The 25885-nt window shown below is 37.9% G+C and carries 30 protein-coding genes and 3 riboswitches; of the genes, 18 read left to right on the forward strand and 12 right to left on the reverse strand.

What is annotated here, in order from left to right; genetic code table 11:
* The 4 genes from ACOZ9X_RS03215 to ACOZ9X_RS03230 all read left to right on the forward strand — a co-directional run bounded on the left by ACOZ9X_RS03215 (position 1) and on the right by ACOZ9X_RS03230 (position 4823).
* A complete protein-coding gene (locus ACOZ9X_RS03215; RefSeq protein WP_144698442.1) occupies positions 1-741 on the forward strand; it encodes a GDSL-type esterase/lipase family protein in 741 nt (246 codons plus the stop codon).
* Between the two features lie 564 nt (positions 742-1305).
* Positions 1306-2373 carry a Fe(3+) ABC transporter substrate-binding protein gene (locus ACOZ9X_RS03220; protein WP_423417006.1) on the forward strand — a complete coding sequence of 356 codons (1068 nt, stop codon included), beginning with the start codon at positions 1306-1308 and terminating at the stop codon, positions 2371-2373.
* A 93-nt stretch (positions 2374-2466) separates the two neighbouring features.
* Positions 2467-4110 carry an ABC transporter permease gene (locus ACOZ9X_RS03225; protein ID WP_423418211.1) on the forward strand — a complete coding sequence of 548 codons (1644 nt, stop codon included), beginning with the start codon at positions 2467-2469 and terminating at the stop codon, positions 4108-4110.
* Complete coding sequence (locus tag ACOZ9X_RS03230; protein WP_423417007.1) at positions 4110-4823, forward strand: ABC transporter ATP-binding protein; 714 nt, start codon at positions 4110-4112, stop codon at positions 4821-4823. Before ACOZ9X_RS03225 ends, ACOZ9X_RS03230 begins: the two co-directional genes overlap by 1 nt.
* 22 nt (positions 4824-4845) lie before the next feature.
* On the opposite strand, the gene ACOZ9X_RS03235 is transcribed toward ACOZ9X_RS03230, so the two are convergent.
* Positions 4846-5040, reverse strand: a complete 195-nt coding sequence (locus ACOZ9X_RS03235; RefSeq protein ID WP_066291922.1) for a hypothetical protein — start codon at positions 5038-5040, stop codon at positions 4846-4848.
* 178 nt (positions 5041-5218) lie between these two features.
* Positions 5219-5385: riboswitch (cyclic di-AMP (ydaO/yuaA leader) on the forward strand.
* Positions 5386-5553: 168 nt separating this feature from the next.
* Here ACOZ9X_RS03235 and ACOZ9X_RS03240 point away from each other — a divergent pair.
* Positions 5554-6789, forward strand: coding sequence for a dicarboxylate/amino acid:cation symporter (locus ACOZ9X_RS03240; RefSeq protein ID WP_423417008.1), 1236 nt, complete (start codon positions 5554-5556; stop codon positions 6787-6789).
* Between the two features lie 156 nt (positions 6790-6945).
* Complete coding sequence (locus tag ACOZ9X_RS03245) at positions 6946-7635, forward strand: hypothetical protein (RefSeq protein WP_423417009.1); 690 nt, start codon at positions 6946-6948, stop codon at positions 7633-7635.
* Here ACOZ9X_RS03245 and ACOZ9X_RS03250 read toward each other — a convergent pair.
* Positions 7632-8207 carry a DNA-3-methyladenine glycosylase gene (locus ACOZ9X_RS03250; RefSeq protein WP_423417010.1) on the reverse strand — a complete coding sequence of 192 codons (576 nt, stop codon included), beginning with the start codon at positions 8205-8207 and terminating at the stop codon, positions 7632-7634. The two genes, ACOZ9X_RS03245 and ACOZ9X_RS03250, sit on opposite strands and share 4 nt — an antisense overlap.
* 168 nt (positions 8208-8375) lie before the next feature.
* Here ACOZ9X_RS03250 and ACOZ9X_RS03255 point away from each other — a divergent pair, with 168 nt between their 5' ends.
* The 4 genes from ACOZ9X_RS03255 (at position 8376) to abbA (ending at position 9578) form a co-directional block, all read left to right on the forward strand.
* Positions 8376-8540 (forward strand): hypothetical protein, encoded by a 165-nt coding sequence (locus ACOZ9X_RS03255; RefSeq protein WP_153237601.1) that lies wholly within the window; start codon positions 8376-8378, stop codon positions 8538-8540.
* 125 nt (positions 8541-8665) lie between these two features.
* Positions 8666-8854, forward strand: a complete 189-nt coding sequence (gene fbpA / locus ACOZ9X_RS03260; RefSeq protein WP_423417011.1) for a Fur-regulated basic protein FbpA — start codon at positions 8666-8668, stop codon at positions 8852-8854.
* A 128-nt stretch (positions 8855-8982) separates the two neighbouring features.
* A riboswitch (cyclic di-GMP riboswitch) is annotated at positions 8983-9064 on the forward strand.
* A gap of 44 nt (positions 9065-9108) precedes the next feature.
* The gene (locus tag ACOZ9X_RS03265; RefSeq protein ID WP_144698458.1) at positions 9109-9297 is read left to right on the forward strand and encodes a hypothetical protein; all 189 of its coding nucleotides are present in this window, start codon (positions 9109-9111) and stop codon (positions 9295-9297) included.
* A gap of 92 nt (positions 9298-9389) precedes the next feature.
* On the forward strand, positions 9390-9578 hold the full coding sequence (abbA, locus tag ACOZ9X_RS03270) for an antirepressor AbbA (protein WP_423417012.1): 189 nt from the start codon (positions 9390-9392) through the stop codon (positions 9576-9578).
* A gap of 51 nt (positions 9579-9629) precedes the next feature.
* Here abbA and ACOZ9X_RS03275 read toward each other — a convergent pair whose 3' ends face one another.
* Positions 9630-9842, reverse strand: a complete 213-nt coding sequence (locus ACOZ9X_RS03275; protein ID WP_137788569.1) for a hypothetical protein — start codon at positions 9840-9842, stop codon at positions 9630-9632.
* A gap of 214 nt (positions 9843-10056) precedes the next feature.
* On the opposite strand from ACOZ9X_RS03275, the gene ACOZ9X_RS03280 reads away from it, so the two are divergent.
* The 3 genes from ACOZ9X_RS03280 to ytkD all read left to right on the forward strand — a co-directional run bounded on the left by ACOZ9X_RS03280 (position 10057) and on the right by ytkD (position 11639).
* Positions 10057-10320, forward strand: coding sequence for a holin (locus ACOZ9X_RS03280; RefSeq protein ID WP_423417013.1), 264 nt, complete (start codon positions 10057-10059; stop codon positions 10318-10320).
* A gap of 116 nt (positions 10321-10436) precedes the next feature.
* Positions 10437-10976, forward strand: a complete 540-nt coding sequence (locus tag ACOZ9X_RS03285; protein WP_423417014.1) for a hypothetical protein — start codon at positions 10437-10439, stop codon at positions 10974-10976.
* 183 nt (positions 10977-11159) lie between these two features.
* Positions 11160-11639 (forward strand): RNA deprotection pyrophosphohydrolase, encoded by a 480-nt coding sequence (gene ytkD / locus ACOZ9X_RS03290; RefSeq protein ID WP_225218671.1) that lies wholly within the window; start codon positions 11160-11162, stop codon positions 11637-11639.
* Between the two features lie 10 nt (positions 11640-11649).
* Here the strand turns inward: ytkD and ACOZ9X_RS03295 are convergent, their stop codons facing one another.
* The 3 genes from ACOZ9X_RS03295 to ACOZ9X_RS03305 all read right to left on the reverse strand — a co-directional run bounded on the left by ACOZ9X_RS03295 (position 11650) and on the right by ACOZ9X_RS03305 (position 14281).
* On the reverse strand, positions 11650-12456 hold the full coding sequence (locus ACOZ9X_RS03295) for an ABC transporter permease (protein WP_416729310.1): 807 nt from the start codon (positions 12454-12456) through the stop codon (positions 11650-11652).
* Positions 12434-13213 (reverse strand): ABC transporter ATP-binding protein, encoded by a 780-nt coding sequence (locus ACOZ9X_RS03300; RefSeq protein ID WP_423417015.1) that lies wholly within the window; start codon positions 13211-13213, stop codon positions 12434-12436. Before ACOZ9X_RS03300 ends, ACOZ9X_RS03295 begins: the two co-directional genes overlap by 23 nt.
* A 120-nt stretch (positions 13214-13333) precedes the next feature.
* Positions 13334-14281, reverse strand: a complete 948-nt coding sequence (locus ACOZ9X_RS03305; protein ID WP_423418212.1) for an ABC transporter substrate-binding protein — start codon at positions 14279-14281, stop codon at positions 13334-13336.
* 160 nt (positions 14282-14441) lie between these two features.
* Between ACOZ9X_RS03305 and ACOZ9X_RS03310 the strand changes: the two genes are divergently transcribed.
* The gene (locus ACOZ9X_RS03310; RefSeq protein ID WP_423417016.1) at positions 14442-15239 is read left to right on the forward strand and encodes an alpha/beta hydrolase family protein; all 798 of its coding nucleotides are present in this window, start codon (positions 14442-14444) and stop codon (positions 15237-15239) included.
* A 14-nt stretch (positions 15240-15253) separates the two neighbouring features.
* Here the strand turns inward: ACOZ9X_RS03310 and ACOZ9X_RS03315 are convergent, their stop codons facing one another.
* The 3 genes from ACOZ9X_RS03315 to pckA form a co-directional block, all read right to left on the reverse strand.
* Entirely contained in the window at positions 15254-15871 is a 618-nt protein-coding gene (locus tag ACOZ9X_RS03315; protein WP_423417017.1) for a TetR/AcrR family transcriptional regulator, read from the reverse strand.
* Entirely contained in the window at positions 15831-17111 is a 1281-nt protein-coding gene (locus ACOZ9X_RS03320) for an MFS transporter (protein ID WP_423417018.1), read from the reverse strand. Before ACOZ9X_RS03320 ends, ACOZ9X_RS03315 begins: the two co-directional genes overlap by 41 nt.
* Positions 17112-17247: 136 nt before the next feature.
* Positions 17248-18831 carry a phosphoenolpyruvate carboxykinase (ATP) gene (gene pckA / locus ACOZ9X_RS03325; RefSeq protein WP_423417019.1) on the reverse strand — a complete coding sequence of 528 codons (1584 nt, stop codon included), beginning with the start codon at positions 18829-18831 and terminating at the stop codon, positions 17248-17250.
* A 261-nt stretch (positions 18832-19092) separates the two neighbouring features.
* Positions 19093-19222: riboswitch (SAM riboswitch) on the forward strand.
* 162 nt (positions 19223-19384) lie between these two features.
* On the opposite strand from pckA, the gene metK reads away from it, so the two are divergent.
* Positions 19385-20590, forward strand: coding sequence for a methionine adenosyltransferase (gene metK, locus ACOZ9X_RS03330; RefSeq protein WP_423417020.1), 1206 nt, complete (start codon positions 19385-19387; stop codon positions 20588-20590).
* Positions 20591-20864: 274 nt separating this feature from the next.
* Here metK and ACOZ9X_RS03335 read toward each other — a convergent pair whose 3' ends face one another.
* A complete protein-coding gene (locus ACOZ9X_RS03335; protein WP_423417021.1) occupies positions 20865-22025 on the reverse strand; it encodes a glycosyltransferase family 4 protein in 1161 nt (386 codons plus the stop codon).
* A 14-nt stretch (positions 22026-22039) separates the two neighbouring features.
* The gene (locus ACOZ9X_RS03340; protein ID WP_137788579.1) at positions 22040-22591 is read right to left on the reverse strand and encodes a phosphatase PAP2 family protein; all 552 of its coding nucleotides are present in this window, start codon (positions 22589-22591) and stop codon (positions 22040-22042) included.
* A 200-nt stretch (positions 22592-22791) separates the two neighbouring features.
* On the opposite strand from ACOZ9X_RS03340, the gene ACOZ9X_RS03345 reads away from it, so the two are divergent.
* Positions 22792-23163: a VOC family protein gene (locus ACOZ9X_RS03345; RefSeq protein WP_137788580.1), complete on the forward strand. Its 372-nt coding sequence runs from the start codon at positions 22792-22794 to the stop codon at positions 23161-23163.
* Here ACOZ9X_RS03345 and ACOZ9X_RS03350 read toward each other — a convergent pair.
* Positions 23153-23671: a gamma carbonic anhydrase family protein gene (locus ACOZ9X_RS03350; RefSeq protein ID WP_137788581.1), complete on the reverse strand. Its 519-nt coding sequence runs from the start codon at positions 23669-23671 to the stop codon at positions 23153-23155. The genes ACOZ9X_RS03345 and ACOZ9X_RS03350 overlap by 11 nt on opposite strands.
* 81 nt (positions 23672-23752) lie before the next feature.
* Here ACOZ9X_RS03350 and ACOZ9X_RS03355 point away from each other — a divergent pair, with 81 nt between their 5' ends.
* Together ACOZ9X_RS03355 and ACOZ9X_RS03360 are read left to right on the forward strand one after the other, a co-directional pair.
* Entirely contained in the window at positions 23753-24541 is a 789-nt protein-coding gene (locus tag ACOZ9X_RS03355) for an alpha/beta hydrolase (RefSeq protein WP_137788582.1), read from the forward strand.
* Positions 24542-24580: 39 nt separating this feature from the next.
* Positions 24581-25651, forward strand: coding sequence for a tetraprenyl-beta-curcumene synthase family protein (locus ACOZ9X_RS03360; protein WP_423417022.1), 1071 nt, complete (start codon positions 24581-24583; stop codon positions 25649-25651).
* The last annotated feature ends 234 nt before the right edge of the window (positions 25652-25885 follow it).

A 25885-nucleotide genomic window follows, 5' to 3' on the forward strand; every position in this document is an offset into this window, starting at 1 on the left:
GTGCGGAAAGTATCAAAGAAATGGTTAATTGGTGGTGCAGGTTTAGCCCTCATACTATTCCTGGTCTTTCAATTTTATGGAGAAACAGAAGGAGCAAGTGAAACACAAACTTTGAAGGTTGTGGCACTAGGAGATTCTTTAACATACGGAGTGGGTGACCCGTCCAAGACAGGTTATATTGGCATCGTTAAAAGAAATATTCAGCAGCAAACGGGAAGAAACGTTATTATTAATAATTTTGGAATCTCTGGACAGCGTTCTGACCAATTATTAAGACAATTGGATAATGGAGTCGTCATTAAATCACTAAGACAAGCGGATCATATCTTTGTTTTTATTGGAACCAACGATTTTCGCAAGGCTGCAGGTTGGAATTTTCGACAGTTGCCTCAACAAAAATTAGTACTTGGAAAAGAAAAGTTAAGAAACAACTTAAGTAAAACACTAACAGTCGTGCGTGAAAACAATTCGTTCGCTCCAGTCTATGTATTAGGTCTATATAATCCTTATTTCGGAAAAGAATACGATCCGACAGCTGCAGACAGTATTAAGTCCTGGAACGAGGCAATTGTTGAGGCAAGCAAAGAAAGCACGCTTACAAAATACATTTCCACTTTTGAACTATATGAAAATGTGGAGAAAGAACTGTATTTTTCTGATTCTATCCATCCAAATAGAAGAGGATATAACAGGTTAGGAAACTGGGTTTACAACCAATGGAAGCCTTTAAACCAGGAATGATCTCTTAGAAGCTGATACTTCTAAGAGATTTTTTATTTCTTTTTAAAAGGCTGTTGTCGTAAACTTTGTTGCTTTTGGAAGTGTTGATTTCCGTTCCAGGCTGCTCGCTTTCCACGGGGCAGGCGCTGAGCCACATTCGTACGTTTCACTCTTAAGTGTCTCAGCTGCCCGCCTGTCCCGTAGGAGTCTCGCACCTTTCATTCCAATCAATTTTCAAAAGTGACAAAGTTAAAAGCTACAATCTTCTAGAAAAGAGCGTCTTAAAAAACTTCGTTGCTTTTAGAAGAGTTGATTTCCGTTCCAGGCTGCTCGCTTTCCACGAGAAGGCGGTGAGCGATGCTTGTACGTTTTACGTATAAGTGTTTCACCAGTCCACCGTTCCTAGCTGAGAATTGCGGACTTTCTACTCTGATCAACTGTAAATGGAGGTAAGGAATTGATAGCAACAATCTATTAGAAAAAACTTTTTAAAAAACAATTGACTTGAGAATGATTATCATTATAATTAGAAGTGAAGTTGATAATCGTTTTCAATTACTTATACATAGAAGGGGTAACTGACATATGTTTAAAAAGAATATTTTTACGGTTGTTACAATGGTCTTACTAGCTGCTTTAGTATTAGCAGGCTGTGGTAAATCAAACGAGGGTGCGAGTTCGAATAATAATGATACAAAAAAAGAAGAAGTAAACCTATATACAAGTCGTCACTATGAAGTTGATGATAAAATCTTTGCTGATTTTACAAAAGAGACAGGAATTAAAGTCAACCTTATTAAGGGTAAAGAAGATGAGTTGATCGAGCGTCTTACAAGAGAAGGAAAAGCAACAAAAGGAGACCTTTTCTTCACATCTGATGCTGGACGTTTACACTGGGCAAAAGATAAAGACCTCTTACAAAGTGTAGAAAGCGAAACTTTGAATAAGAATATTCCTGATAATTTAAGAGATAAAGACAATCAATGGTTCGGTCTAACAAAACGTGCACGTGTCATCGTATATGATCAGAAAAAAGTAGACAAATCAGAACTATCTACTTATGAAGCGTTAACTGAAGACAAATGGAAAGGTAAAGTACTGATCCGTTCATCAGAAAATATTTACAATCAATCATTAGTATCATCCTTTATTTCATTAAACGGAAAAGATGAAGCGAAGAAGTGGGCAGAAGGGATCGTTAACAACATGGCTCGTGATCCACAAGGTGGAGACAAAGATCAAGCGAAAGGTATCGCTGCTGGTGAAGGTGATGTTGCCATCATGAACTCATACTATTTTGGTCAGATGTTGAACTCAGAAGATCCTGAAGAAGTGAAAGTTGCTAAACAGCTGAGTGTGTTTTTCCCTAACCAAGAAACAACAGGTACTCACATCAATATTAGTGGTATAGGTGTTACGAAACACGCTAAGAACAAAGAGAATGCTATAAAATTAATGGAATATCTGTCTAGTCCGAAAGTACAAGAAGTATTTGCTGAAGCTAACTACGAGTATCCGGTTAATAAAGAAGTTGAACCTTCAGAGCTTTTAAAATCTTGGGGTAACTTTAAAGAACAAGATCTTAATCTTTCTGAGCTAGGTGAAAACAATGCAGATGCCGTTAAGATTATGAATGAAGTAAGCTGGAAATAAACGTTAATACTTTGCCGTATCACAATATGTGATACGGCTAATTCCATGTAAAACAAACAACGAGAACAATGCTGATGAGTAAAGAAGGTGAAGATGTTGTATATTATTCGAAAAATGAGATCACAGTTTAATAGTTGGGCTTTGCTAAGTGTGATTTTTTCTACTTTAATCCTTTTACCGGCTTTGCTCATCATGGTTCAGTTATTCGCTGAGAGTAATGAGAATTGGGAACACATTAAAGAATTCATGTTGAAAAATTATATCGTAAATTCCGTGACAATCGTTGGTTTTACTGGTCTTTTCACAGTGATAATCGGTGTAAGTGCGGCATGGCTAGTTTCCGCCTACAAAGTTCCTATGCATCAGTTCTTTAAGTGGGGTCTTATCCTCCCACTTGCGATTCCTCCATACATTGGGGCCTATACGTACCATGGCATTTTAAATTATACAGGTGTCATTCAAACGTCACTAAGGAACCAGTTTGGTATAAAGGTGGACCAAAAGTTCTTTGACATCATGAACATACCCGGTGCTGTTTTTATCTTTACGATGTTCCTGTATCCATATGTATATATCATCACAAAAAGTTTCTTAGAAAATCAGTCATCATCACTGATTGAAAATGCACGGTTGCTAGGCAAAGGATCGTTCATGACATTTATACAAGTCGTCCTTCCTGTGTCACGTGCAGCGATTGTAGGTGGTGTTAGCTTAGTCATTCTTGAAGTATTCAATGATTACGGGGTAGTAAAGTATTTCGGTATTCAAACCTTTAGTACAGCCATATTTCAAGCGTGGTTTGGGATGGGGGATATCTATTCAGCTATCAAGTTAGCGGGTACTTTGATGTTTATCGTAGTTTTGATCTTGATCTTAGAAAAAGTAATAAGGGGCAGAAAACAGTATAGTTATTCCACTTCAAAAGTTCGCCCGTTACAGCCTAAAGAACTTAAAGGTTGGAAAAAGTTTGCTGTACTAAGTTATTTTATTTCTTTATTTGCTCTAGCTTTCGCCATTCCTTTTATACAGCTTTTACATTGGGTGTATATGACGTATGACGTGATTTTAAGTGCTACATTTGCAGATTTGATTTGGAATTCAATCTTTGTTGCTGCTATAGGTTCAGTTCTTATCATAATGGTGGCTTTAATTATCGCTAACTTTAGTCGTCTTTCAAAGGGTTGGTTAGGAAAGGTTTTTTCCAAAATTACGGTTTTAGGCTATTCAATCCCGGGAGCGGTAATTGCTATAGGCGTCCTTACTTTATTTCTCTCCCTAGATCAAAAGGTCATATCGTTATACGAATGGCTTGGATTAGAACCAACTCTTGTATTAAGCCTCAGTATTAGTATGCTGATCTTTGCTTATGTTGTTCGGTTTCTTGCCGTTGGTTTTAACTCGATCGAATCAGGTTTTGATAAAGTAGGAACCGTTTTTACAGAAGCTTCAAGAACCTTAGGGATGTCAGTGACAAAGACATTTTTTAAAGTAGATATCAAAATGATTAAAGGTGCGATTGCTGGTGGTTTCATCCTTGTTTTCGTAGATATTTTAAAAGAGTTGCCCCTTACTCTGATCCTACAGCCTTTTAACTTCTATACGTTGGCTACAAAAACATTTCAGTATGCAAGCGATGAACGTATTCACGAAGCCTCTGTTTCATCCATGGTGATCATTTGTATAAGTGCACTTTCGATATTCTTTTTACACAGAGTTTTAGAAAAGGAGCCAAAATAATGTTTGTTCAAATCAAAGACTTAACGTTTCGTTACAAAAATTCGCAAAAACCTTTGTTCGAAAACCTGTCTCTAAGCTTTAAACAGGGAGAAGTTTCAGTGATCTTAGGAGAAAGCGGCAGCGGGAAAAGTACGTTACTTCGTCTCATAGCCGGGCTAGAAGTGCCATCAAAAGGGTCGATCCTGATCGATCAGGCAGTCATGAATGATACATTCCGTTTTGTTCAGCCGGAAAAACGTGGGGTCGGTTTGGTTTTTCAAGATTATGCTTTGTTTCCTCATATGACAGTTGAAAAGAACATCAAATTTGGCTTAACAAAAATGAATCGTAAACAGAAACAAGCAAGAATGGAAGAATTATTGGCTATTGTTGGTATGGAGGATTATGCTTCTCGGTATCCTTATGAATTGAGCGGCGGTCAGCAGCAACGTGTTGCACTAGCAAGGGCTATGGCTCCAAACCCATCTTTGATCATGTTTGACGAGCCTTTTAGCAATCTCGATTCTAAGCTTCAATTACAGATTCGTGATGAGCTGCAGGAGATCCTTAAACGTACTGGAATCACTTCTATTTTTGTAACTCATGATGAAGAAGATGCCCGATCCATAGGTGACCGAATCATACTGATGAACAATGGAAAGATAGAGGATGAAGGGCGTCCTGAAATGGTTTTGCAGAAGAATAAAGAAAAGTTATCACTAGCATACGTATAAAAAAAACCGGGCTACCCGGTTTTTATTTTTTGAATTGAGTATCTAATTTTCCGTTCATGTCGATTAAGAATCCGATCTCTCGTCCTAGTAGTTCACCTAGTTCTTTCGCCTTTTTTTCGCTCTCGTTCTTTATTTGTTCAATCGTCAGTTCACCTTTTAGCTTTGATGCTCCAACGATAATACTTAAGTCGCCTTTTTCATAAAATACGATTTTCATTTATAATACCTCCCTGAAAAAATAGAACCTTATACATCATTCGTTTTTTCTCACATACTTATGGGGTAGAAGTGAGAATATGGAAAAACATTCATCATGAAACAATTAATTGGAATAAATAAGTATAACGCGTATTCTTGACAAAAATTTATGTATGTTGATAAAATTAAAGCATATTATATATGATTCGCTGAATTCTGATGTTCTATTCAATAGAATATTCTGAAGCGGGGGAACCACAATACGGCTTTTAAAGCCTTGGGATGAATTTGTGCATGCACAAAAGGGACAACTCTCAATTTCCTAATCCGACAGCTAACCTCGTAAGCGTTTTTGGAGAGAGAACTCTATACATGGGCTAAGTCTATGTGTTGCGGTGTATTCCCACGGAAAATCCTCTCTATTTTCGGTGGGTTTTTATATGCAACAAATAGGGCATGTATTAGTATAAATTTCTTCAGAGCTTCTGCACACCAAATAGTAAGAAGATTTTAACAAAGGGGGTACTTTATTATGAAATTATCTACAAAGATCTTGATCGCTCTGGCACTTGGGGTTGTTGCTGGTCTCATTCTTAATCTAGCCGTGCCTGATGCTTTCTCAACACTGGACAAATATGTTTTAAAGCCAGTAGGAACATTATTCTTAAACCTTATTAAAATGTTAGTTGTTCCGATCGTCTTCTTCTCAATCGTACTAGGAACGGCAGGACTAGGTGATCCGAAAAAGCTTGGAAGAGTGGGGGTCAAAACAGTTGGGTTCTTCTTAGGAACTACAACAATTGCGATTATTATCGCTATGGCTTTAGCACTTGTCTTTAAACCAGGTGTAGGGGACTTTAAAACGGAAGGTGCCAAGTTTGAACAACAAGAAGCACCTGCAGTAACAGATACGTTGCTGAACATTATTCCTACTAATCCAATTCAAGCAATGGCAGAAGGAAATATGCTTCAAATTATTGCATTCTCCGTGTTTGTAGGATTTGCTTTAACCATGTTAGGTAGCAAAACAAAAGGTGTAATGGATCTCATGGAACAAGGTAACGATATTATGATGTATCTTGTAAACCTAATTATGAAATTTGCTCCATATGGTGCTTTTGCTTTAATTGCTTCAGCAGTTGGCAGTCAAGGTATGGATGCGATTAAAGCAATGGGCTTATACATGAGTGTAGTTATCCTAGCTCTATTTATCCACTCTGTTGTCGCGTATGGAGGTTCGATCGCACTTTTCGCAAAGAAGAGCCCGCTCTGGTTCTTTAAGGGGTTTGCGCCGGCAATGTCTGTTGGATTTAGTACGTCTAGTTCGAATGCAACTCTCCCTATCTCAATGAAAACAGCTCAAGAGAATTTAGGGGTTCGAAAATCGATCAGTGGATTTGTACAGCCGCTAGGTGCAACGATTAACATGGATGGAACAGCCATCATGCAAGGTGTAGCGACAATTTTTATCGCGCAAGTATATGATGTTAACTTAGGATTAACACAAATGCTTACCGTTATTTTAACAGCAGTACTTGCAAGTATCGGTACAGCTGGCGTTCCTGGAGTGGGACTGATCATGTTAGCGATGGTATTGAACTCTGTAGGGTTACCAGTCGAAGGTATTGCTCTAATTCTAGGTGTTGATAGACTTCTTGATATGCTAAGAACAGCTGTTAACATCACAGGTGACGCTGCTTGTGCGGTAATCGTTGATAAAGGTGAAGACAAACACCTTGGAACTCGTGAACAAGGGGTAAGTGCATAAATAAATGCTATAAAAGGTCATAGTGGATACAATCACTGTGGCCTTTTTTATATGCCGATTTCCCTAGTTTGCATATGTTGAGTAAATAAATGTAAGCACAGGTGCGAAATCATGGTAAAATAAGAAGATACATAATGAAATTTCGGAGTGATCTTCTTGGAAAAATGGCTAGAGATACTAACGCTTGCTGCAAAGGTCATATGGGTACAGATTCAAACCGTGGTTATTCCAATCATCGAGTTAACAGAGAGCGCGATGAGCTCTTTTTGGTTTGTCTTTTCACTTACGATCATTGCAGGATATATATTACTGAAGCTTGTACAGAACGCAATGACCTTCTACCAAGCACATAATTTTATTCATAGAAGAATGGATAATGAACTCGCTAATGATATTGAATTCACCTTATTTATGAAATCACTTTGGAAGAATGATCGATCTAAAGGTTTATTGGCGAATGCGAAATCAGCTAAGAGCAGATACCTTCAATTTAATGCTCAAGAACGTTTATTATTACAGAACTACTTGCAGCAACGGCATCGATTCTTACGTACTAATCAGCCTTTGTTCATCTTAAGCGCTGTTGTAATAGGATTGCTCTCAAGTATTTCAGTGAATGTGCTACCCATTGAGTCAGCTTCACTAACTGCAGAAAATGTATTGAAAACAGCCATTTTCATTCTTTCTTGGCTGCTAATCATGCAAACTAAATACGTTTCTATAAAAAAACAAACATACCATCACCTCGTGTGGATGCAAGAAACCAATCGGACTTCAAGGGTTGATTACATGCAGCAAGAGGACGTTGCAGTTTCGACGAACAAAGAAAACAACCCTGCGTATTAACGAGATACGTAAGGGTTGTTTTTTATCCAGAACCGATAAGGAAAATGAACCGCTTCCTCGGCATATTGTATGCCTATACGAGGACCTGATTCGATTTCATCCGGTCGAAATCGCATTCCTTCTTCAATTCTTATATTTTCTTCATTCATTTTCTTACCATTATCACTTAATGTGAATCCCATCGCATTACTCAGTTTGCCAGGACCATTTGTAAGCTGAATCTCAGTCTTTGCTCTCACTCTTCTTTCTTTCATTTGTTCTATTCCTTCAACTGGTTGAAGAGCTCTAATGAGAATAGCTTCTGGTTTATTAACAGGGCCTGAAACGATATTAAAGCAAACATGCATCCCATAAATAAAATAGGTATAAATTGTACCTGCTTCATCGTACATCACTTCTGTTCTAGCCGTTCTTCGGTTGTTAAAGGAATGAGCTGCTCGATCTTCGGGTCCTAGATAGGCTTCTGTCTCCACGATATATCCAGAGGTTATCCCTTTATTATCGACATGAATCAATTTCATACCTAGAAGTTTTTTTGCTAGATCAAGTGTGGGTAATTCCCATAAATTCATTTTTCATCTCCCTAATGATGTATGGCATCTTTATTTTATATGTACAATAACAACAGGCTTAAGTAAAATTATGTTTCCTTTTGTCGAAGTTTTACAAACCCTAAAAAAGAGGAAATTGCAGAAGGAAAAAGAATTTTTTATAAAGCAGATAAATAGGAGGCGTTTAATATGGACGGTTGGGTGAATGAAACAGGAATTTATGAAAATCTCTCCAAACGACGCTGGGAGTACTGGGAAGTAAGTCAACATGGAATAAAAACCATGGTTTCCTGGCTATGCTGGAATGCCCCTAATTCGGTTTATGAACAATGGAGTAAATCTGTCTTACACTAGAACAAATTTTGTTGAGAGTTCCTTTATTTTTTAAAGGAACTTTTTTGTTTACTTATAAGCTTGAATCTTCTTTTATGTGGATAGAATAGTTAACAATAATCGCCACAAAAAGGAGCAGATTTTATATGGATTCCCAGAAAGGACAACTGCGAAGAGCGGTTGAAGGACGTAAACAACGACTTATTCAACATCTTATCCATAAAGGTTTATATGGATATGAAGATCATAGATATCTAACTGATTTTACATTAAGTGAACTAGAGTTAGAGTGGAAGAATGCTCAGTTTATCGATCAAGAGAATCACATAAGTTAAATCTTTTAAATAGTAAAAAAATAATAAGTCTTCTTAACTATTCTTTGATATAATATACCTATAAAATAGGAAGAATGTCTTGTGTAGTATTTCTGTATCACAATCGTTAAGACGAACTGCCATAAATCGTTTGATAAAGGCAAACTCATTGAAAAGTGAGGACGCAAAGCTATAGGGGCTTCATTTGACATATGCCAGCCAGCTACCTTACGAAATTATCCTTCGGTTTATGAAATGATGTAGGGGGGATATCATTGGAACAGCACTTATTATTCTTTTCATGGTCAGCGATTGGATTTTATTTTGCCACGATTTTTTTTATTGCGCTTTTACTATTTTTTACTGGAAACAAACTTAAGAAGAAAGATAACAGAATCATAGATGTTTTTACTAATATTCTAATCATATTAGGTGCGATTGCCTGGGTGTTTATTACAAGTTGAATGCTGAATTTAAAAATTTCCAAATTTTTAGTAAGGATAAACACTGAAACCCCACGTTATAATGAATGCATACAAGAGAGGGGGATTAACAATTGTCTACTAATGTGAAAGCAAAGCTTACAGATGAAGAGAAAGAATTGTTAATTGAAGCATTGTTGAGTCAAGGGTATGCTTATGAAGTGGTTGATTCTGAGCTAAAGGATTTAGAATATGAGCTTAAGCCAGGTTATGAATCAAAAGTAAGAAGATTGAACGGGCTTTTAAAAAAATTACATAATTAAAAAATAAAGCAAAAGGCTCTCTTAGAGTCTTTTGCTTCTTTTAGTTAAGTATCATGTATCTAGTAAGCCTTTTCTTCTAGCTTCCATGCGCCATTCCGCTTCTTTTACTAACCTTCTAGGTAACTTGCCTCTGTTTTTTAAGAATGACCAATACGTTAGATATTGCTTTGGTCTGGAAACGGGTGAGACATTTCTTGCATACTCCCACCATGAAATTTCGTTTGCTTCTAAGCGTATTAAAAAAAGATCGTCGCCTTTTACCATAAAACTCACTCCTGTCTTGCCTTTCATTACCAATAGTATTGACTCATTTCAATAAAATAACCGAAAAAAATCATGGCACTTTATTTTATGCAAACTGTTATATAACGCTTAGGACAAAAAGTAATTTTTTTATTTTGGCAGGAAATAAGTTATGAAGCTTGAATCTTTAAGTTACTAAAGGAAGGTTGTGCTTATGAAATGGGGGGTGGTCCTGTTGGAGCAAGTACTCATGTTTTCAACACTATTAGCTCCATTGGTGACAGCAATGATGGAGCTCTTAAAACGTACTTTCCCGATTCCGAAAAAATATATACCCATTATTAGTTTTTTTGTGGGATTGATCATCGGATTGTTAGCTGCTCCCGTTACAGAGATGAATGTTCAACTCAGATTATGGTCTGGAGGAATAGCGGGGCTAGCCGCAACTGGATTGTATGAGATCGGCAAGAAAAGTAAAAAATATAAAAAAGCAAGTTAGTGAGTTTAGTCTGATCTTTTATGAAACCATTTTCAATGATTATTTAAAAAGGGTTTAGAATTTTGAAATCAGTGAATAGATTATAGTAAGAAAACAATGTCAGGCGGTGAAATGTCATGAAAGCTTTTCTAGCACTATGTTTGGCTGTTATGCTATCATTCATCATTGTCCCTAACATTCCTGAAAACGTTCAAGAGAAGTCCGGTACTTCAGATAAGATTATTACTCAGCCAGTAACGGCTGAAGAAACGAAAGAAAAACAAGCTGTCCCTAAATTTACGGAGGATATCGCGAAGAAACAGGCGAATCTCTTTATTGAAGCACTAAAGCAAGATACGGATGAAAACTATAGGGTTTTAAATTATTCTAATAAAGAAGAATATATGACATATTTAACGAATTTTGTGTCTAAAGATCTAGCTACATATTATACGGATGGTTTATTTGAGGAACGAGAAAGTTCGCTATACATCATTCCTACTGAACTTCCACCATGGCTAGAAGAAAGTGAACCTGTAATGATCAAACAGCTTTCAGATCATTCTTATAGAGTTCATCAAAAAAATGAGTCTGATCTATATGGCTCATATGAAATCACTTTAGGATATGAGTACCTGAATGGAAAATGGATTATTACATTTGCATCAGTAGATTAAAACATGGGTTTTACCACCCATGTTTTTTTACGATTAGATTGAATAAACTAGGATTGTTACATAATAGGAAGAGGAAGTTGAAGCTCTAAGATTGCGTACGTTTAGAGAGTTGCAATTAAAACAAATGGACTTTAAATGTTGTGAACTTTACAATAAAGGAAACAGTCGAGATGGAGTAGTGTGATGGATATAATTACGTTTAAAGATTTTTATAACAACACTGTACAATTGTCGTTTTCAGACCACCCCTTTTCGGATACGCCAAAACACGTGTGGTGTTTGTGTAAATTTAAAGATCAATGGTTGCTGACTGAGCATCCGAGACGTGGAATTGAGTTTCCTGGTGGAAAGGTAGAACCTGGAGAAACAGCAGATGAAGCAGCCGTTCGGGAAGTTTTTGAAGAGACGGGTGGGAGAGTATCAGATCTTAAGTATATTGGTCAGTACTTTGTTGATGGAAAAGGCGGAAAGATCATTAAGAATATTTATGTAGCCACTGTGGACAAGATTCTTTTAAAGCATCGCTATTTTGAAACGAATGGACCTGTATTAATGAGTGAGTTGCCTGAAGATGTTTCAACGGATAAGTCGTTCAGCTTTATGATGAAAGACCAGGTGCTAAAAGAGAGTATGAAGTACGCTCTTCTGCATTCCCTGGCCTAAAAATGAAAGATTATAAACGGTGCTTAATAAGTTTCCGTTCAAGCCATTCGACTCCTTGATACATTACGGTAGCCATTACAGCAATAATCAAGAGGCTCATCAGTACGAGTGTGAAGTTAAAGACTTGGAATCCGTAGATGATCATGTACCCTAAGCCTTGTTTTGAAACAAGAAACTCGCCTACGATGACACCAACCCACGACAACCCTACATTTACCTTTAAAGAAGATATGATATTCGGAAAACAGGCTGGAAGGATAACCTCCTTAAAGCACTGTTTTTTATTGCCTCCGAAAGATCGAACCACTTTAATATAGTTGGCATCCACATTTTGAAACGCTGTGTATACGACGAGGGTAGTAATGATGATGGAGATTAAAATCCCCATAGCAATGATCGAACCAAAGTTCGGCCCAATCGCAACGATCAATATAGGTCCTAACGCCACTTTCGGCATGGCGTTTAAGACCACTAGATATGGATCAAGAACTTTAGATAGAAATGGTGACCACCACAGAAGAGCGGCAAGTAAAGTACCTAACAGTGTACCTAATATGAATCCGAGTACAGTCTCACCTAGCGTAAAAATAACGTGGATATAAAGTGAACCATCACCAATCTTTTCAATAAAAAGAGATCCTATTTTCGTTGGAGAACTAAATAGCAATGGATTGATCCAGCCTCGTAGAGATGAAATTTCCCATAACAAGAAAAAACTGATAAAAATAAAAAGCTGAACAAGGCGGATATTTCGATTTTCTTTTTTTATTGATTCTAGATACTCTTGGTGTATCTTACTCTTTATCGTTTTGTTCAATGTGCTCCAACTCCTCCCATATTTGCTGAAAGGTTGCAGAAAAATCAGGATGCTGACGAGCTTCAAAGGGAGGGAGAGTCCTTAATTTTTCAGGCATCTTAAATGTCCTGAAAATACGTCCAGGATTAGTTGATAACAAGATAACGGTATCACTCATCGCGATGGCCTCACCAATATCATGTGTAACTAAGATAGCTGTTTTTCCATGTTCTCTTAGAGTAGAGGATACGAGATCTTCAAGCTTTAACTTCGTTTGATAATCGAGTGCTGAGAAAGGTTCATCGAGTAAAAGAATCTTAGGCTGTGTGGCAAGTGTTCGAACGAGTGCCACTCTCTGTCTCATTCCTCCAGAAAGCTCTGAAGGATATTTGGTTAATGTATGATCTAATCCGATCTCTTTGAGAAGTTTCACTGCTGCTTGAACGTTTTCTAATGAATGCTGATTCCTCAGTTTCAAACCAAGCGTTATGTTATCCTGAATCGTTTTCCAAGGAAACAGGTAGTCTTGCTGAAGCATGTAACCAATCTTTGGGTGTGGAGATGTAACCACTTGGTTATTCACCGTTACCGATCCGACCGTTGGAGTGAGTAGACCTGCGATCATGGATAGGAGTGTGGATTTACCGCACCCGCTTGGTCCTAGTAAGGATATAAATTCGCCTTCTTGTACAGAAAGCGAAATATCTTCTAAGGCCGTTGTGGCAGACGTTTTTGAAAAGTATGTTTGCCCGACAGATTTTAGTTGTAATAAAGCCACGACGATCCCCTCCTGATTTTGTATTTGCACTTCAAACAACCACCTGTAAAGCTTCTCGTGTATATGTCCGACAAGAAGCTCACAATGGTAGTTTTATTGTATGCAGAGCCGTCTGTTCCTTTACTTGATGGCTTTCTTTGCTATTGAAGTATCAACAAGAATGTTATAATCCACTTTTTTAGGAAGTTCGCCGGCTTCGTCCATAATGGTTTGTAAGTTGTTCCACTCTTCTTCATCTAGTATTGGATTTAGAGCGAAACTGTGTTGACTTTTATATCGATCCACAACGGTTTCAATAAGTTCAACAGGGGTATCTTCAAAATAAGGTGAGATAACTTTTGCGATCTCTTTTGCGGAGTGGTTCTCTACCCATAACTGTGCTTTGTATAAGCCTTTTGTAAACTTCTCTAATGTTTCTTTATTTTCTTTTATATAGCTCTGTTTCGCCATAAAGGTTGTATAAGGAATCTTCCCAGACTCAGCGCCGAATGAAGCAACAATGTGTCCGATTCCTTCTTGTTCAAATAAACTTGCTTGTGGTTCAAATAATTGAACATAATCTCCTGTTCCAGAAGCAAACGCATTTGCAATATTAGCAAAATCAATATTCTGAATCATGGATAGATCGTTCTTAGGATCGATTCCGTGTTTCTTTATACCAAACTCACCTGCCATCTGTGGCATGCCGCCTTTACGCTGGCCTAAGAAAGTGCTGCCTTTTAGCTGATCCCATGAAAAGAATTCCGGCTTCTTTCTTGCCACTAAGAAAGTACCATCTGTCTGGGTGAGCTGAGCAAAGTTAATAACAGGGTCAGTCGATTCTTGTGCATGTACATAGATTGTTGTTTCAGAACCAACGAGTGCCACGTCTGCGCCATCAGACAACAAAGCTGTCATCGTTTTATCGCCGCCCCACGTAGTAGTCAACTCTACATCTAAACCTTCTTCTTTAAAAAAGCCTTTTTCAATGGCAACATATTGTGGAGCATAAAATATAGATCGTGTTACTTCTGCGATTCTAATTTTTTCTTTTTTTGGGCTAGAGGTATTGCAACCTGCCAACAGCATGGAGAAAGCTAGTAAACAAGTGAAAAGTATCATTAGTTTTCTTTTGAAATATTTCATATTGAATCCTCCTGCACATAGGGATGAAGTCATGACTTTTATGTAATAATGTATGTGATTGGTGCAAATGTGTGTTTGCCCACAAAAATAAAGGAGTGTAGGAATGAAAAAAGCAAAAATGATAGAGTGGCAGCGATTTCCTTCACCACATCCTACCATTCGCTTGTATGTAGTCACGTATTTAAATGATGGATTGAAAATAAAAGGACTAGCAGCTTTACCAGAAGGAAAAGGGCCTTTTCCAGGCTTTCTTTATCTTAGAGGTGGAATCAAGTCCGTTGGAATGGTCAGAATTGCTAGGATCATCCAGTTTGCTTCACAAGGTTTTGTTGTTATGGCTCCCTATTATCGAGGAAATCAAGGGGGAGAAGGCAACGAAGATTTTGCAGGAGAAGATCGAACAGATGCTTTTGCCGCTTTTGAGGTATTAAAGCAGTTTCCTAAAGTAGATCCTGAGTATATTCATGTGTTTGGCTTTTCTCGAGGCGGTCCTATGGCCTTATTTACAGCTATAAAATATCCGGAAATTCGTTCTGTCGTAACATGGGGCGGTGTGACTGACATGGCGATCACATATGACGAGAGAGAAGATCTGCGGAGAATGATGAAAAGAGTTATCGGAGGAACTCCAGAGAAATATCCAGAAGAATTTAAATGGAGATCGCCACTTAACTATTGTGAGAAATTAGACACACCATTACTTTGCATCCATGGCATGAAGGATGAAAATGTGAGTGTGGTGCATACACTTAAGATTGAAAAAAGATTAAAAGAACTTGGAAAACCATGCGAAACATGGATCTATCCAGAATACACACATTATTTTCCGCCAAAAGAGAACAGAAAGATTACATATGCATTGTGTGAATGGATGAAAGGACATGGAAAAGGAGCTGAATAAGATTTCAGCTCCTTTCATTTTTTCGTTCTAACACCAAGCATGTTGGCTAGTTGTGTTAAGAAGATATCAATTTGTTGATCATAATCGATATCTTTTTTATTTACGAATACAGTTGAAATATGAATGCCATCGTTAAAAGTTATATAGTATCTAGCGATTGTTTCTAAGGGATATTTAGGATTAAACTCTCCACGTTCTACTCCTTGCTCAAACAACCAGACAAATTGATTTATCGCAAATTGGTAACGCTGCTTAAAGTAAGCACTCTTTTCTGGTATTCTCCGATTGATCAGAAAAAATTCTATTTGTACGGCTGTAAAAGGATCCGTGGTATCTTTCATCTTTTTAAAGCTATCAAATTCATTCGTGATCGATTTCCATATAGAAGGATTGTCAGCTAATTCTTTGATTCCATTCTGAAAAGACTCGTGCATAGACTCTAATAAAGATTCAAACAAATCTTCTTTACTAGAAAAATAAGAATATACACCGCCTCTACTTAAATCAACAGCATTAATAACATCTTGCATAACAAAAGCCTCGTAACCTTTTTTTGCAAAGATTTCTTTCGCTGCATCCAGGATACTGCGTCTACGTTGCTCTTTGTGGCTCTCTGTTACTTTGGGTGACATACACTTCTTTTTCCCTTCCAAATGGTTTCCTTAAGAAAAAGGCTATCACACTTATGATACATAATCCACTAGATGATAAGAGGAATAATGAAGTAACTCCTATATAGCTACCAATTATTCCACCTGTCAGAGGACCGACTAAACTTGAAAACATCATGATACTTCCAATCGTTCCAAGAGTCCGTCCGCTCATTTCGGCAGGGGTCTCTTGCAGTACCGTGGATTGAAAGGGAATAAAGACGAAACCAGCTCCTAATGAGCCTAGGCAAGCCAGAAGGGAGGCCCATATAAAAGGATAGGGTGTTTGAAACTGAGTTAATAAAGCAATGGTTCCAAAACCAAGACCTAATATGAAACAGCCAGCAATCATACTATAAACTGGTCTTTTTATTTGGATTTTAGTAAGTATAAGACCCGCAATTATGAAGCCTCCCCCAGAAGCCGCCATTACTGTTCCAATAAGACTAGAAGAGACTTCTTTAAGTTCCCTAAATAATAGGACAAACTGTGAGTCTGCCATCTGTAGCACAAACATCATCACTGCCATCAAAATGATGCCATAGAAGATAAAGGGAACCGATTTTATATAGGCTAAACCTTCTGTTAATTCTTGTACAATACTTTGCTTTTGTTTTTTTTCAGTTCCATTGTTAGATTGTTGAGTGTAATGACTGATTGGTAATTTAATGAGTAAAAAAGCAGATAAGAAAAAAGAGAGGGAATCAATGATAAAGATGATTTGTATATCCCATATTGCAAGAAGAAAACCGCTTAAAGCAGGTCCGATAATCTTAGTACCGTTTTCAATCAATGAGCTAATAGACGCTGCTTGTTGCATGTGGTGATTTGGAACAATTTCTTTTAACTTTCCGTTTTTAGCAGGATTAAAAATCGAAGAAAAGATGCCGAGCAAAAATAATAGTGTGTAAATATGCCATAAATCTTCTGCGAAAACCAATCCCATAATGATGAAGCCCCTTGCAACGTCCGAAGCAATCATGATGTATTTTCTTTCAAGGCGATCAGCGAATACGCCTGAGAGGGGACCTAATAAAGTCATGGGAATTGCAAGTGATAATACGATTAAAGATACCTCAAAAGGTGTAGCGTTCCATTTTAGGCCAACAAGTGTAAAAACAGCTAAAAGTGACAGCCAGTCACCTAGATTCGAGATTAATTGAGAAGAAATTAATAATCGATACGGTTTATTGCTAAAAAGTTTGTTTGAAGAATGTTCCAAATCATTCAGCTCCTAGAATTATAATGACATCCATGTCACTATAATAAGTGACACGGATGTCATTTTACAACAAAAAGATTTCGACAAATAAAAAAACCTTCCATTGCTAGAATGGAAGGTCACATATTGATTAGTATTAAACGAGCGGTCCAGCTTGAGAAATTTCAGTTGAAACAGATTTGAATTTTTCAAAGTTTGCATTAAATTGGCCAGCAAGCTCTTTCGCCTTAACTTCATAAGCGTCTTGATCACTCCACGTTTTCTTCGGCTGAAGAACTTGATCTGGTACACCAGGGCAGTGTGTTGGAATATGAAGCCCGAATATAGGATCAACGACTGTTTCAACAGAAGCAAGTTCGCCTTCTAAAGCAGCCTGCACCATTGCACGCGTGTGACCTAGATTCATACGGCTTCCGATGCCGTACTCTCCACCAGACCATCCTGTGTTAACAAGATAAACCTGAACGTTGTGCTGATCGATTTTCTTACCGAGCATCTCAGCATAAACGGTAGCAGGGAGTGGCAGGAATGGTGCACCAAAACATGTTGAGAACGTAGCTTGTGGTGATGTTACGCCTCTTTCAGTTCCTGCAAGTTTGCTCGTATACCCTGATAAGAAATGATACATCGCTTGTTCTTTAGTCAGTTTGCTGATTGGAGGAAGCACGCCGAATGCATCAGCTGTTAAGAAGATGATCGTGTTCGGGTGTCCTGCAACACTTGGTTGAATAATATTTGGAATAGCATCAACAGGATACGCAGCGCGTGTGTTTTCTGTTAGTGAAGAATCTTTATAGTCAGCTTCTCTCGTTACTGGGTCGATCATAACATTCTCTAAAACGCTTCCAAATCGAATCGCATTCCAGATCTGTGGTTCTTTTTCTTTCGATAGATCGATTGTTTTAGCATAACATCCACCTTCAATATTGAAGACGCCAGTGTTAGCCCAACCATGCTCATCATCCCCGATCAAGCGGCGATTCGGATCAGCTGATAGAGTAGTTTTTCCAGTTCCAGATAGTCCAAAGAATAAAGCTACATCTCCTTCATTCCCAACATTTGCTGAACAGTGCATAGATAGGATGCCTTTTTCAGGAAGAATGTAGTTCATAACAGAGAATACAGATTTTTTAATTTCACCTGCATATTCAGTTCCACCGATCAGAACAATTTTCTTCTCGAAGGAAACGATAATAAACGTCTCAGAGTTTGTTCCATCTTCAGCGGGATTAGCTTGAAATCCTGGCGCTGAAACAACTGTGAATTGAAATTCATGAGTATCTAGCTCATCGTGGTTCGGGCGTACAAACATTTGATGAGCAAAAAGGTTATGCCATGCATACTCATTGATTACTTGGATAGGAAGGCGATACTCGCGGTCTGCACCAGCAAACCCTTTAAATACGAATAATTCTTCTTTATTTCCTAAGTATTGGAGGACTTTTTTGTATAATTTATCAAAGTTTTCTGGTGAAAATGGCTTATTTACCTTTCCCCAATCGATTGAATCTTTAATTGAAGCATCTTCAACGATAAATTTATCCTCAGGGGAACGGCCTGTATATTTCCCCGTTGTAGCTTGAAGTGCTCCTGTGGATGTAAGGATGCCCTCGTTGCGCTGAAGAGATTTTTCTACTAAAACCGGAACAGGTAAGTTCTGGTGAGTTGTTTCACGGGTCACAAGATCGTTTAAGGTTGTCGTAAATTCCAAAGTATTCATATGAGACAGTACCATCCTTTATCCTAGAGTGATATATTCGAAAATTAGTATAACACATTGAATTAAATAATGTATACTATTTTATGAAAGTGCATCAAAAAAGTTCTTACTTCCTAAAAAAAGAACAAAATTATGCGAAATGTCCATCTTATTTCAAACGCTTTCATTATATAGAATATAATACTCCAAACTTATTGCTATTCATAGGGTTTTCTATTGACAGAGAGTGATCATTACGCTATCATATTTCGAGAACGGCTACTCTTATTCTGAGTAGGTGGAGGGACAGGCCCTATGAAACCCAGCAACCGACATGAAAGTGGTAAATACAAGCCACTAGAAATGAAAAGGTGCTAACCTGCAAGGTGAAAATAACCTTGGACAATAAGAGGTTGAAGGCATTATGGTTTTAGAAACCTTTTCCCTCGTAATGTATGTGAAACAGGGAAGGGCTTTTTTTATGCCTTTTTCAGGTTAAGAACATAAACTGTGTAAAATAGATAAGAATAAAGTACCGTATCATACTGAAAGCAGTTAAAGGGAGGATATTAACTTGTCCAAAAAAGTTAGTCGTCGTTTATTTACATCAGAATCCGTTACAGAAGGCCATCCAGATAAGATCTGTGATCAGATCTCAGATGCGATTCTTGATGAAATTTTAGCTAATGATGCAAATGCTCGTGTAGCTTGTGAAACTTCTGTAACTACAGGTCTTGTACTTGTTGCAGGTGAGATCACAACTTCTACTTATGTAGATATCCCAAAAGTTGTTCGTGAGACAATTAAAGAAATCGGTTATGACCGTGCAAAATATGGTTTTGATTCTGAAACATGTGCAGTATTAACTTCTATCGATGAGCAATCTGCTGATATCGCGATGGGTGTTGACCAAGCGCTAGAAGCTAGAGAAGGTTCTATGACAGATGCTGAAATCGAGGCAATCGGTGCAGGTGACCAAGGTCTAATGTTCGGATTTGCTTGTAACGAAACAGAAGAGCTTATGCCTCTTCCAATCTCACTCGCTCATAAATTATCTCGCCGTCTTACAGAAGTTCGTAAGACTGAAGAGATTCCATACTTACGTCCAGATGGAAAGACTCAAGTGACGGTTGAATACGATGAAAACGATAAGCCTGTTCGCATCGATACAATCGTAATTTCTACTCAGCACCACCCTGAAAACACGCTTGAAGAAATTCAAAGAGACGTGAAAGAAAAAGTAATCAAGCCAGTTGTTCCTGCTGAATTAATCGATGAGAACACAAAATACTTTATCAACCCAACAGGCCGTTTCGTAATTGGTGGACCTCAAGGTGACGCTGGTCTTACTGGACGTAAGATCATTGTTGATACTTATGGTGGATATGCTCGTCACGGTGGCGGTGCATTCTCTGGTAAGGACGCAACTAAAGTTGACCGTTCTGCTGCTTATGCTGCTCGTTATGTTGCGAAGAACATCGTTGCATCTGGTCTTGCTGACAAAGTTGAAGTTCAGCTTGCATATGCAATCGGTGTTGCTCAACCGGTATCAATCGCTGTTAACACGTTTGAAACAGGTAAAGTTTCTGAAGAAGTTCTTGTTGAGTTAGTTCGCAACAACTTCGATCTTCGTCCGGCTGGAATCATCAAGATGCTTGATCTTCGCCGTCCAATCTACAAGCAAACTGCTGCATACGGCCACTTTGGACGTACTGACATCAACCTTCCTTGGGAGAACACTGATAAAGCTGCAGAGCTTAAGAAACAAGCGAATATTTAATGATATCTTAAAGCAGACTTCCTTATGGAAGTCTGCTTTTTTGTAGTGATCTGTCAGTTTAGGAAGATCTTTAAAATTAATCAGAAGTTTTACGGGAAAATGTATCTACCTTATTTAAGGATATAATTGTGATTACCTCGTATAAAATTCTTGGTGTCCCTCTGATACACATTTGAACGACTAATGTTTATCAGGGGGATACAAAAACTAAAAAAGAGGGATATCTTAATATTGAGATATCCTCTTATTTTCGTATCTTATTATCCTGCGCCTGCTACGCAATGATCGTTTTAGTTTTATTCTTCTTCGTATAAATAACTTCCTCATACTGCATCAAAAGATTCCCAAAAATAGATGACCAAGAATTTGTCATCGCGTAATTTCTTGCTTTTATTTTCATAGAACCTAAGAGCATTGGATCTTCCATAATAGAAACGATATTTTGGATGAATGAATCAGGTTCTCTAGCTTTGCAGATTCGACCCGTAACACCGTCTTGAACAATTTCAGCTACTCCCCCTGAATCCGATACGATGGCAGGTAATCCAGATGCAGCCGCTTCTAGAACAACATTGCCAAACGTTTCTGTAGAAGAGGGGAAGACGAAAAGATCGGCAGAAGCATAAACACGTGCAAGCTCTTCTCCGGATAGATAACCTGTACAGGTTACATTTGAATGCTTTTTTTCCCATTGATCAACAACGTTTCGACTAGGGCCATCGCCGACAATTAACCAATGTACACACTCTTTTAAAGAAGAAGGTAACTTGTTTATCATATCTTGTAATACATCTAGGTCCTTCTCTGGTGCAAGTCTTCCGACAAACAAAAAGATATACTTCTGTGTAATGTTATATTTTTCTCTGACAGAGTAATCACGATATTGAGGTGTGAACATATCACAGTCAACTCCTCTTGACCATATTTCAACATTTGTAAAGCTTTTTGAGTACAAAACATTTCTCGTTTCTTCACTCGGAACAAAGATTTTTTCAAACGGTCTATGAAACCATTGTAGATAGCGCCAAAGTAAGGGAAGTAATATATCAAGATGGTAGTGTACAAGATAGCGGTCGAAATGTGTGTGATAAGAAGCGACCATGGGAATCTTTTCTTTCTTCCCATATCTCATTCCAAATAGTCCGATGTTAAAAGGTGTAGCAACGTGAAGGAGGTCTGGCTTAAATTTGTCCAGTTCGCCATTCATTGCTCGCAAATGGGGAATGGCGAGCCTGCACTCGGGGTATAAAAAGAGTGGCAGGCTTTTCATTGCATAATATTGTTCTTGTTCTGTTTTGAGGCTCACTTCAAACGAGGGCATGATTACTTTATAGTCAACTTCATTTGTTTCTAAATAACTTGTAAGTCTTTTTAATGTACGAGCAACACCATTAACTTGCGGGTGGAACGTATCAGAAAAAAGGGCAAGCTTCATTTCTTCATCTCCTTTTATAAGAAGTAAGGCAAGATAAAGCTATTTACTAGAAATAAAGAAAAGAAGCTGGAGCTGATGCCTAGAATCATCCCTGCAAGTACATCAGATGGATAGTGAAGGCCTAAGTACATACGGGAGATAGCGACCAAAAGGGCTGCAACCAATAAAAAGATACCGATAAAAGGATTCAATAGTATTAAAGGCGTGACGATTGAAAATACAGCAGTTGTATGACCTGACGGAAATGAATGATCTTTTAATGGATTTTCGCCGATGTTTGTATCTGGAAGACTTAAATAAGGTCTCTTTCTCGGATACATCTTTTTAGAGATCGCAACTGGAATGTGGCTGATCAATAATGACAGCATACAAACGATGCCCCATGACTTTAAATGCATAGGGAGAAATAACAGAAGCAGAAGACTGGTTGATATAGTGGCTGTAGCACCACCAAGATGTGTCCACAAGTGAAAGAAATGATCCATTGAATTTCTGTGCAGTCTTCCATTAATAAGCCGGAAAAATGTACACTCTTTTTCATAAAGCCAATCGATTACTTTTGTCATGAAATATCCCCCTTATCTTTTTTTGTTGATACTATAATAATAAAACGCAATTGTAAGGGGAACATGAAGACAGTATGAATTAATTATAAAAATCCAATAAAAAGAACTGATGACTTATCCCATCTAGAAATCACGTAACAAGGACAACTGTGTTAAAATTATACGCAAAACAGCATGAAAGATATTGAGGTGGAAAGAATATGTACTCTGGTATTCATCATGTATCACTACTTGTTACAGATATTGAACGATCTATCCGTTTTTATGAAGAAATTTTAGGATTTGAAAAAAATAAAAAACGCCCGCAATTTGATTTTCCAGGCGTTTGGTATGATATCGGTGACACACAGCTTCATTTAATTGTCCATCCTGAGGGTAAGGCAAAAAGAAATACGACAGAGATTGATAGCAGAGATGGTCATTTTGCTGTAAGAGTTACAGAGATGGACAAGCTATTAAAAACATTAGATGCTCATGACATTCCTTATGTTAATAAACCAACAAATAAAACAGAGTGGCACCAAGTTTTTGTGAGTGACCCTGATGGTAACTTGATTGAGTTTAACGTTTAGGCTGTAATGATTTATAATACTGTCCTTTCTCGTAATATTCACGACGGATTCGATTCATATCCTTAATATCTTCTTCTGTTAATTCTCTGATCACCTTAGCTGGTCGGCCGAAAGCTAAGGTGTTCGGCGGTATCTTTTTTCCCGGTGGAACAAGACTTCCTGCGCCTATAAAAGCTCCTTCTCCGATGTGAGCTCCATCGAGCACGAGTGAACCCATTCCGATCAATGCGTTCTCTTCAACGACACAACTATGTAAGATCACGCTATGCCCTACGGTAACTCCGTCTTTTAAATGAAGAGGGCGGTTCGGGCTTTGATGAAGAACGGAATTATCTTGTACGTTTACATAGTTTCCGATGATAGTCGGGGAAACATCTCCTCTTATGGATGTATTAAACCAGATTGAAGAATATTCACCAATCTGAACATCGCCCGTAATGGTAACATAGTCTGCAATAAAGGCAGTTTCTGAAATCTTAGGTTGTTTATCTCCAAATGGATAGATCATGGTTACACACTCCTAATATCATTATTTATCTAACTACAGTTTAGCAAATCACCAAGTCTTATGAATAGAGAAGGTGGAGAAATGTGGACATGGAAAACAAAAAGAAATGCAATCGGAACAATCGTAGTCGTACATGGAGCAAACGAACATCACGGAAGGTATGATTGGGTTATCAAGCAACTGAACGAAGCAGGCCTGCATTGTGTTTCAGGCGATCTTCCTGGTCAAGGAACGACGACGAGAAGAAGAGGGCATATTGATGCGTTCGACGATTATATTCAAACGATCGAACAATGGTATCTAGAAGCCGAGAAACTAGGTCTTCCAGTATATATTTTAGGTCATAGCATGGGTGGATTAGCTGTGATTAGAACCTTGATGGAAAAAAGGCTTACGGTTAAAGCGGTTATCTTATCCTCTCCTTGTTTAGGTTTAGTGCATTACCCATCAAAAGGTAAAGAAGCGGTTTCTGTTCTATTGAACAAACTCGCTCCGAGTGTAAGGTTAGCGACCAATTTACCTGAAGGCAGTGCTACGAGGAACGAAGAGATACGTATACGTGATAAAGAGGATAAGTTGATTGTTAAGAAAGTATCTGTCAGGTGGTATCGAGAGTTGATTGGTTCGATAAAACATGTTTTCGATCATTATAAAGATTTCCCAAATGTACCATTAATGCTTTTACAAGCAGGGGATGATCGAATCGTTGACAAAATGAAAGTGAAGCAATGGTTTAACGCAGTGCAACTCGACGAAAAATGGTATAAAGAATTTCCATCACTTTATCATGAAGTTTTAAACGAGCCTGAAAGAGATCTTGTATTTAATTATGTGAAAAAATTTCTTTTTCTGCATAGTGAAGTACATTAGGGAAAAGGTAAGGAAGAAATAAACAAAAGGAGCCATCTTATGAACAAAGTTCCAGTTCACCCTTGGGGATTGATGTATTCCGTTTATACACATATTTTTCCGGCCGTCAGTCATCTGCTAAAAACTTGGCATGATAGAGCCAAGAAGATTCCAAATCCTGAATTGAGAAAACAGGCAGTAAGCAGCATTTCTGATAAGATGTTTCACTGTGAAGGGGGAGCTATCCTTACACTGCTAGCTGGGAAACATCGCAAAAAAGCCATCGAGTTTGTAGTGGCGTACCAAACGATCAGCGACTATTTAGATAATCTTTGTGACAGAAGCACTTCACTGAATGAGAAAGATTTTAGAGCTCTTCATGAGAGCATGTTTCATGCCTTATCTCCGGGCGCGGTTCCAACTAATTATTATCGTTATCGGGAAGAACAGGACGACGGTGGCTATTTAAATCAACTAGTTTATACGTGTCAAAACGTTTTATCAGAGATGAAAGCTTATCCCAATATCGCAAGTGAACTAATCGGACTTGCTTCGATCTATTGTGACTTGCAAGTACATAAACATGTAATCGTACAAGAGAGAGAGCCCCGCTTAATCAGTTGGTTCGGAGAGTATCAATCTGTTCTACCGGATATTACTTGGTACGAATTTTCAGCTTGTGCAGGATCAACGCTCGGTATTTTTTGTTTAGTCAGCTATGCGTTTCAAGGAAATTTTACAAAAGAATCTGCTGCAATGATAAAAAAGGGATACTTTCCATGGCTGCAGGGTCTTCATATTCTTTTAGATTATTTTATTGATCAAAATGAAGACAAATTGGAAGGTGATCTAAACTTTTGTACCTATTATAAGAATGATCAGCACATGCTTGAACGAATGGTTTATTTTGCGGAAAAAGCAGAGAAAAGCTGTGCGAACTTGCCTAACTCAAGGTTTCATCGCCTGATCCAAAGAGGTCTCTTAGGGATCTATCTCGCTGATCGAAAAGTGTCTGAGAGTCCTGGAATTAAAAAGATGGCAGCTAAGCTTGTTAAAGTTGGAGGAGCAACAAGTTACTTCTTCTATATAAATCGAAAATTATATCAAAGGTTAAAACCTTCTATCTCATAAAAGAAATGCTGAGTCCATGTGGTTCGCATTTAGCGAGGGTATGTGATGATAATAACTATCGCGTAATTTGTCGAGGATGTAAACTCGTGGATAAAAGACAAAAACTTTTGGATTAAGAGGCGAATCTCGTGGATAAACATCCGAAATTTTTGGATTGCGTGCTCAAATTTCTGGATTGATGATGCATAATACCCCGCTGTATATATTTGACGACCCGTTTCTGTGTCCTGAAAA

The organism is Fictibacillus nanhaiensis, from assembly GCF_049537595.1.
In the GTDB taxonomy this organism is placed as follows: Bacteria; Bacillota; Bacilli; order Bacillales; family Fictibacillaceae; genus Fictibacillus; species Fictibacillus nanhaiensis_F.

What these genes read in the sequence shown, in the direction of transcription:
- ACOZ9X_RS03220 (WP_423417006.1), top strand. Translation starts at nt 1,306, where the DNA reads ATGTTTAAAAAGAATATTTTTACGGTTGTTACAATGGTCTTACTAGCT.
- ACOZ9X_RS03225 (WP_423418211.1), top strand. Translation starts at nt 2,467, where the DNA reads ATGTTGTATATTATTCGAAAAATGAGATCACAGTTTAATAGTTGGGCT.
- ACOZ9X_RS03230 (WP_423417007.1), top strand. Translation starts at nt 4,110, where the DNA reads ATGTTTGTTCAAATCAAAGACTTAACGTTTCGTTACAAAAATTCGCAA.
- ACOZ9X_RS03235 (WP_066291922.1), bottom strand. Translation starts at nt 5,040, where the DNA reads ATGAAAATCGTATTTTATGAAAAAGGCGACTTAAGTATTATCGTTGGA.
- ACOZ9X_RS03240 (WP_423417008.1), top strand. Translation starts at nt 5,554, where the DNA reads ATGAAATTATCTACAAAGATCTTGATCGCTCTGGCACTTGGGGTTGTT.
- ACOZ9X_RS03250 (WP_423417010.1), bottom strand. Translation starts at nt 8,207, where the DNA reads ATGAATTTATGGGAATTACCCACACTTGATCTAGCAAAAAAACTTCTA.
- ACOZ9X_RS03255 (WP_153237601.1), top strand. Translation starts at nt 8,376, where the DNA reads ATGGACGGTTGGGTGAATGAAACAGGAATTTATGAAAATCTCTCCAAA.
- fbpA (WP_423417011.1), top strand. Translation starts at nt 8,666, where the DNA reads ATGGATTCCCAGAAAGGACAACTGCGAAGAGCGGTTGAAGGACGTAAA.
- ACOZ9X_RS03275 (WP_137788569.1), bottom strand. Translation starts at nt 9,842, where the DNA reads ATGGTAAAAGGCGACGATCTTTTTTTAATACGCTTAGAAGCAAACGAA.
- ACOZ9X_RS03285 (WP_423417014.1), top strand. Translation starts at nt 10,437, where the DNA reads ATGAAAGCTTTTCTAGCACTATGTTTGGCTGTTATGCTATCATTCATC.
- ytkD (WP_225218671.1), top strand. Translation starts at nt 11,160, where the DNA reads ATGGATATAATTACGTTTAAAGATTTTTATAACAACACTGTACAATTG.
- ACOZ9X_RS03305 (WP_423418212.1), bottom strand. Translation starts at nt 14,281, where the DNA reads ATGCTGTTGGCAGGTTGCAATACCTCTAGCCCAAAAAAAGAAAAAATT.
- ACOZ9X_RS03310 (WP_423417016.1), top strand. Translation starts at nt 14,442, where the DNA reads ATGAAAAAAGCAAAAATGATAGAGTGGCAGCGATTTCCTTCACCACAT.
- ACOZ9X_RS03315 (WP_423417017.1), bottom strand. Translation starts at nt 15,871, where the DNA reads ATGTCACCCAAAGTAACAGAGAGCCACAAAGAGCAACGTAGACGCAGT.
- pckA (WP_423417019.1), bottom strand. Translation starts at nt 18,831, where the DNA reads ATGAATACTTTGGAATTTACGACAACCTTAAACGATCTTGTGACCCGT.
- ACOZ9X_RS03335 (WP_423417021.1), bottom strand. Translation starts at nt 22,025, where the DNA reads ATGAAGCTTGCCCTTTTTTCTGATACGTTCCACCCGCAAGTTAATGGT.
- ACOZ9X_RS03340 (WP_137788579.1), bottom strand. Translation starts at nt 22,591, where the DNA reads ATGACAAAAGTAATCGATTGGCTTTATGAAAAAGAGTGTACATTTTTC.
- ACOZ9X_RS03345 (WP_137788580.1), top strand. Translation starts at nt 22,792, where the DNA reads ATGTACTCTGGTATTCATCATGTATCACTACTTGTTACAGATATTGAA.
- ACOZ9X_RS03350 (WP_137788581.1), bottom strand. Translation starts at nt 23,671, where the DNA reads ATGATCTATCCATTTGGAGATAAACAACCTAAGATTTCAGAAACTGCC.
- ACOZ9X_RS03355 (WP_137788582.1), top strand. Translation starts at nt 23,753, where the DNA reads ATGTGGACATGGAAAACAAAAAGAAATGCAATCGGAACAATCGTAGTC.
- ACOZ9X_RS03360 (WP_423417022.1), top strand. Translation starts at nt 24,581, where the DNA reads ATGAACAAAGTTCCAGTTCACCCTTGGGGATTGATGTATTCCGTTTAT.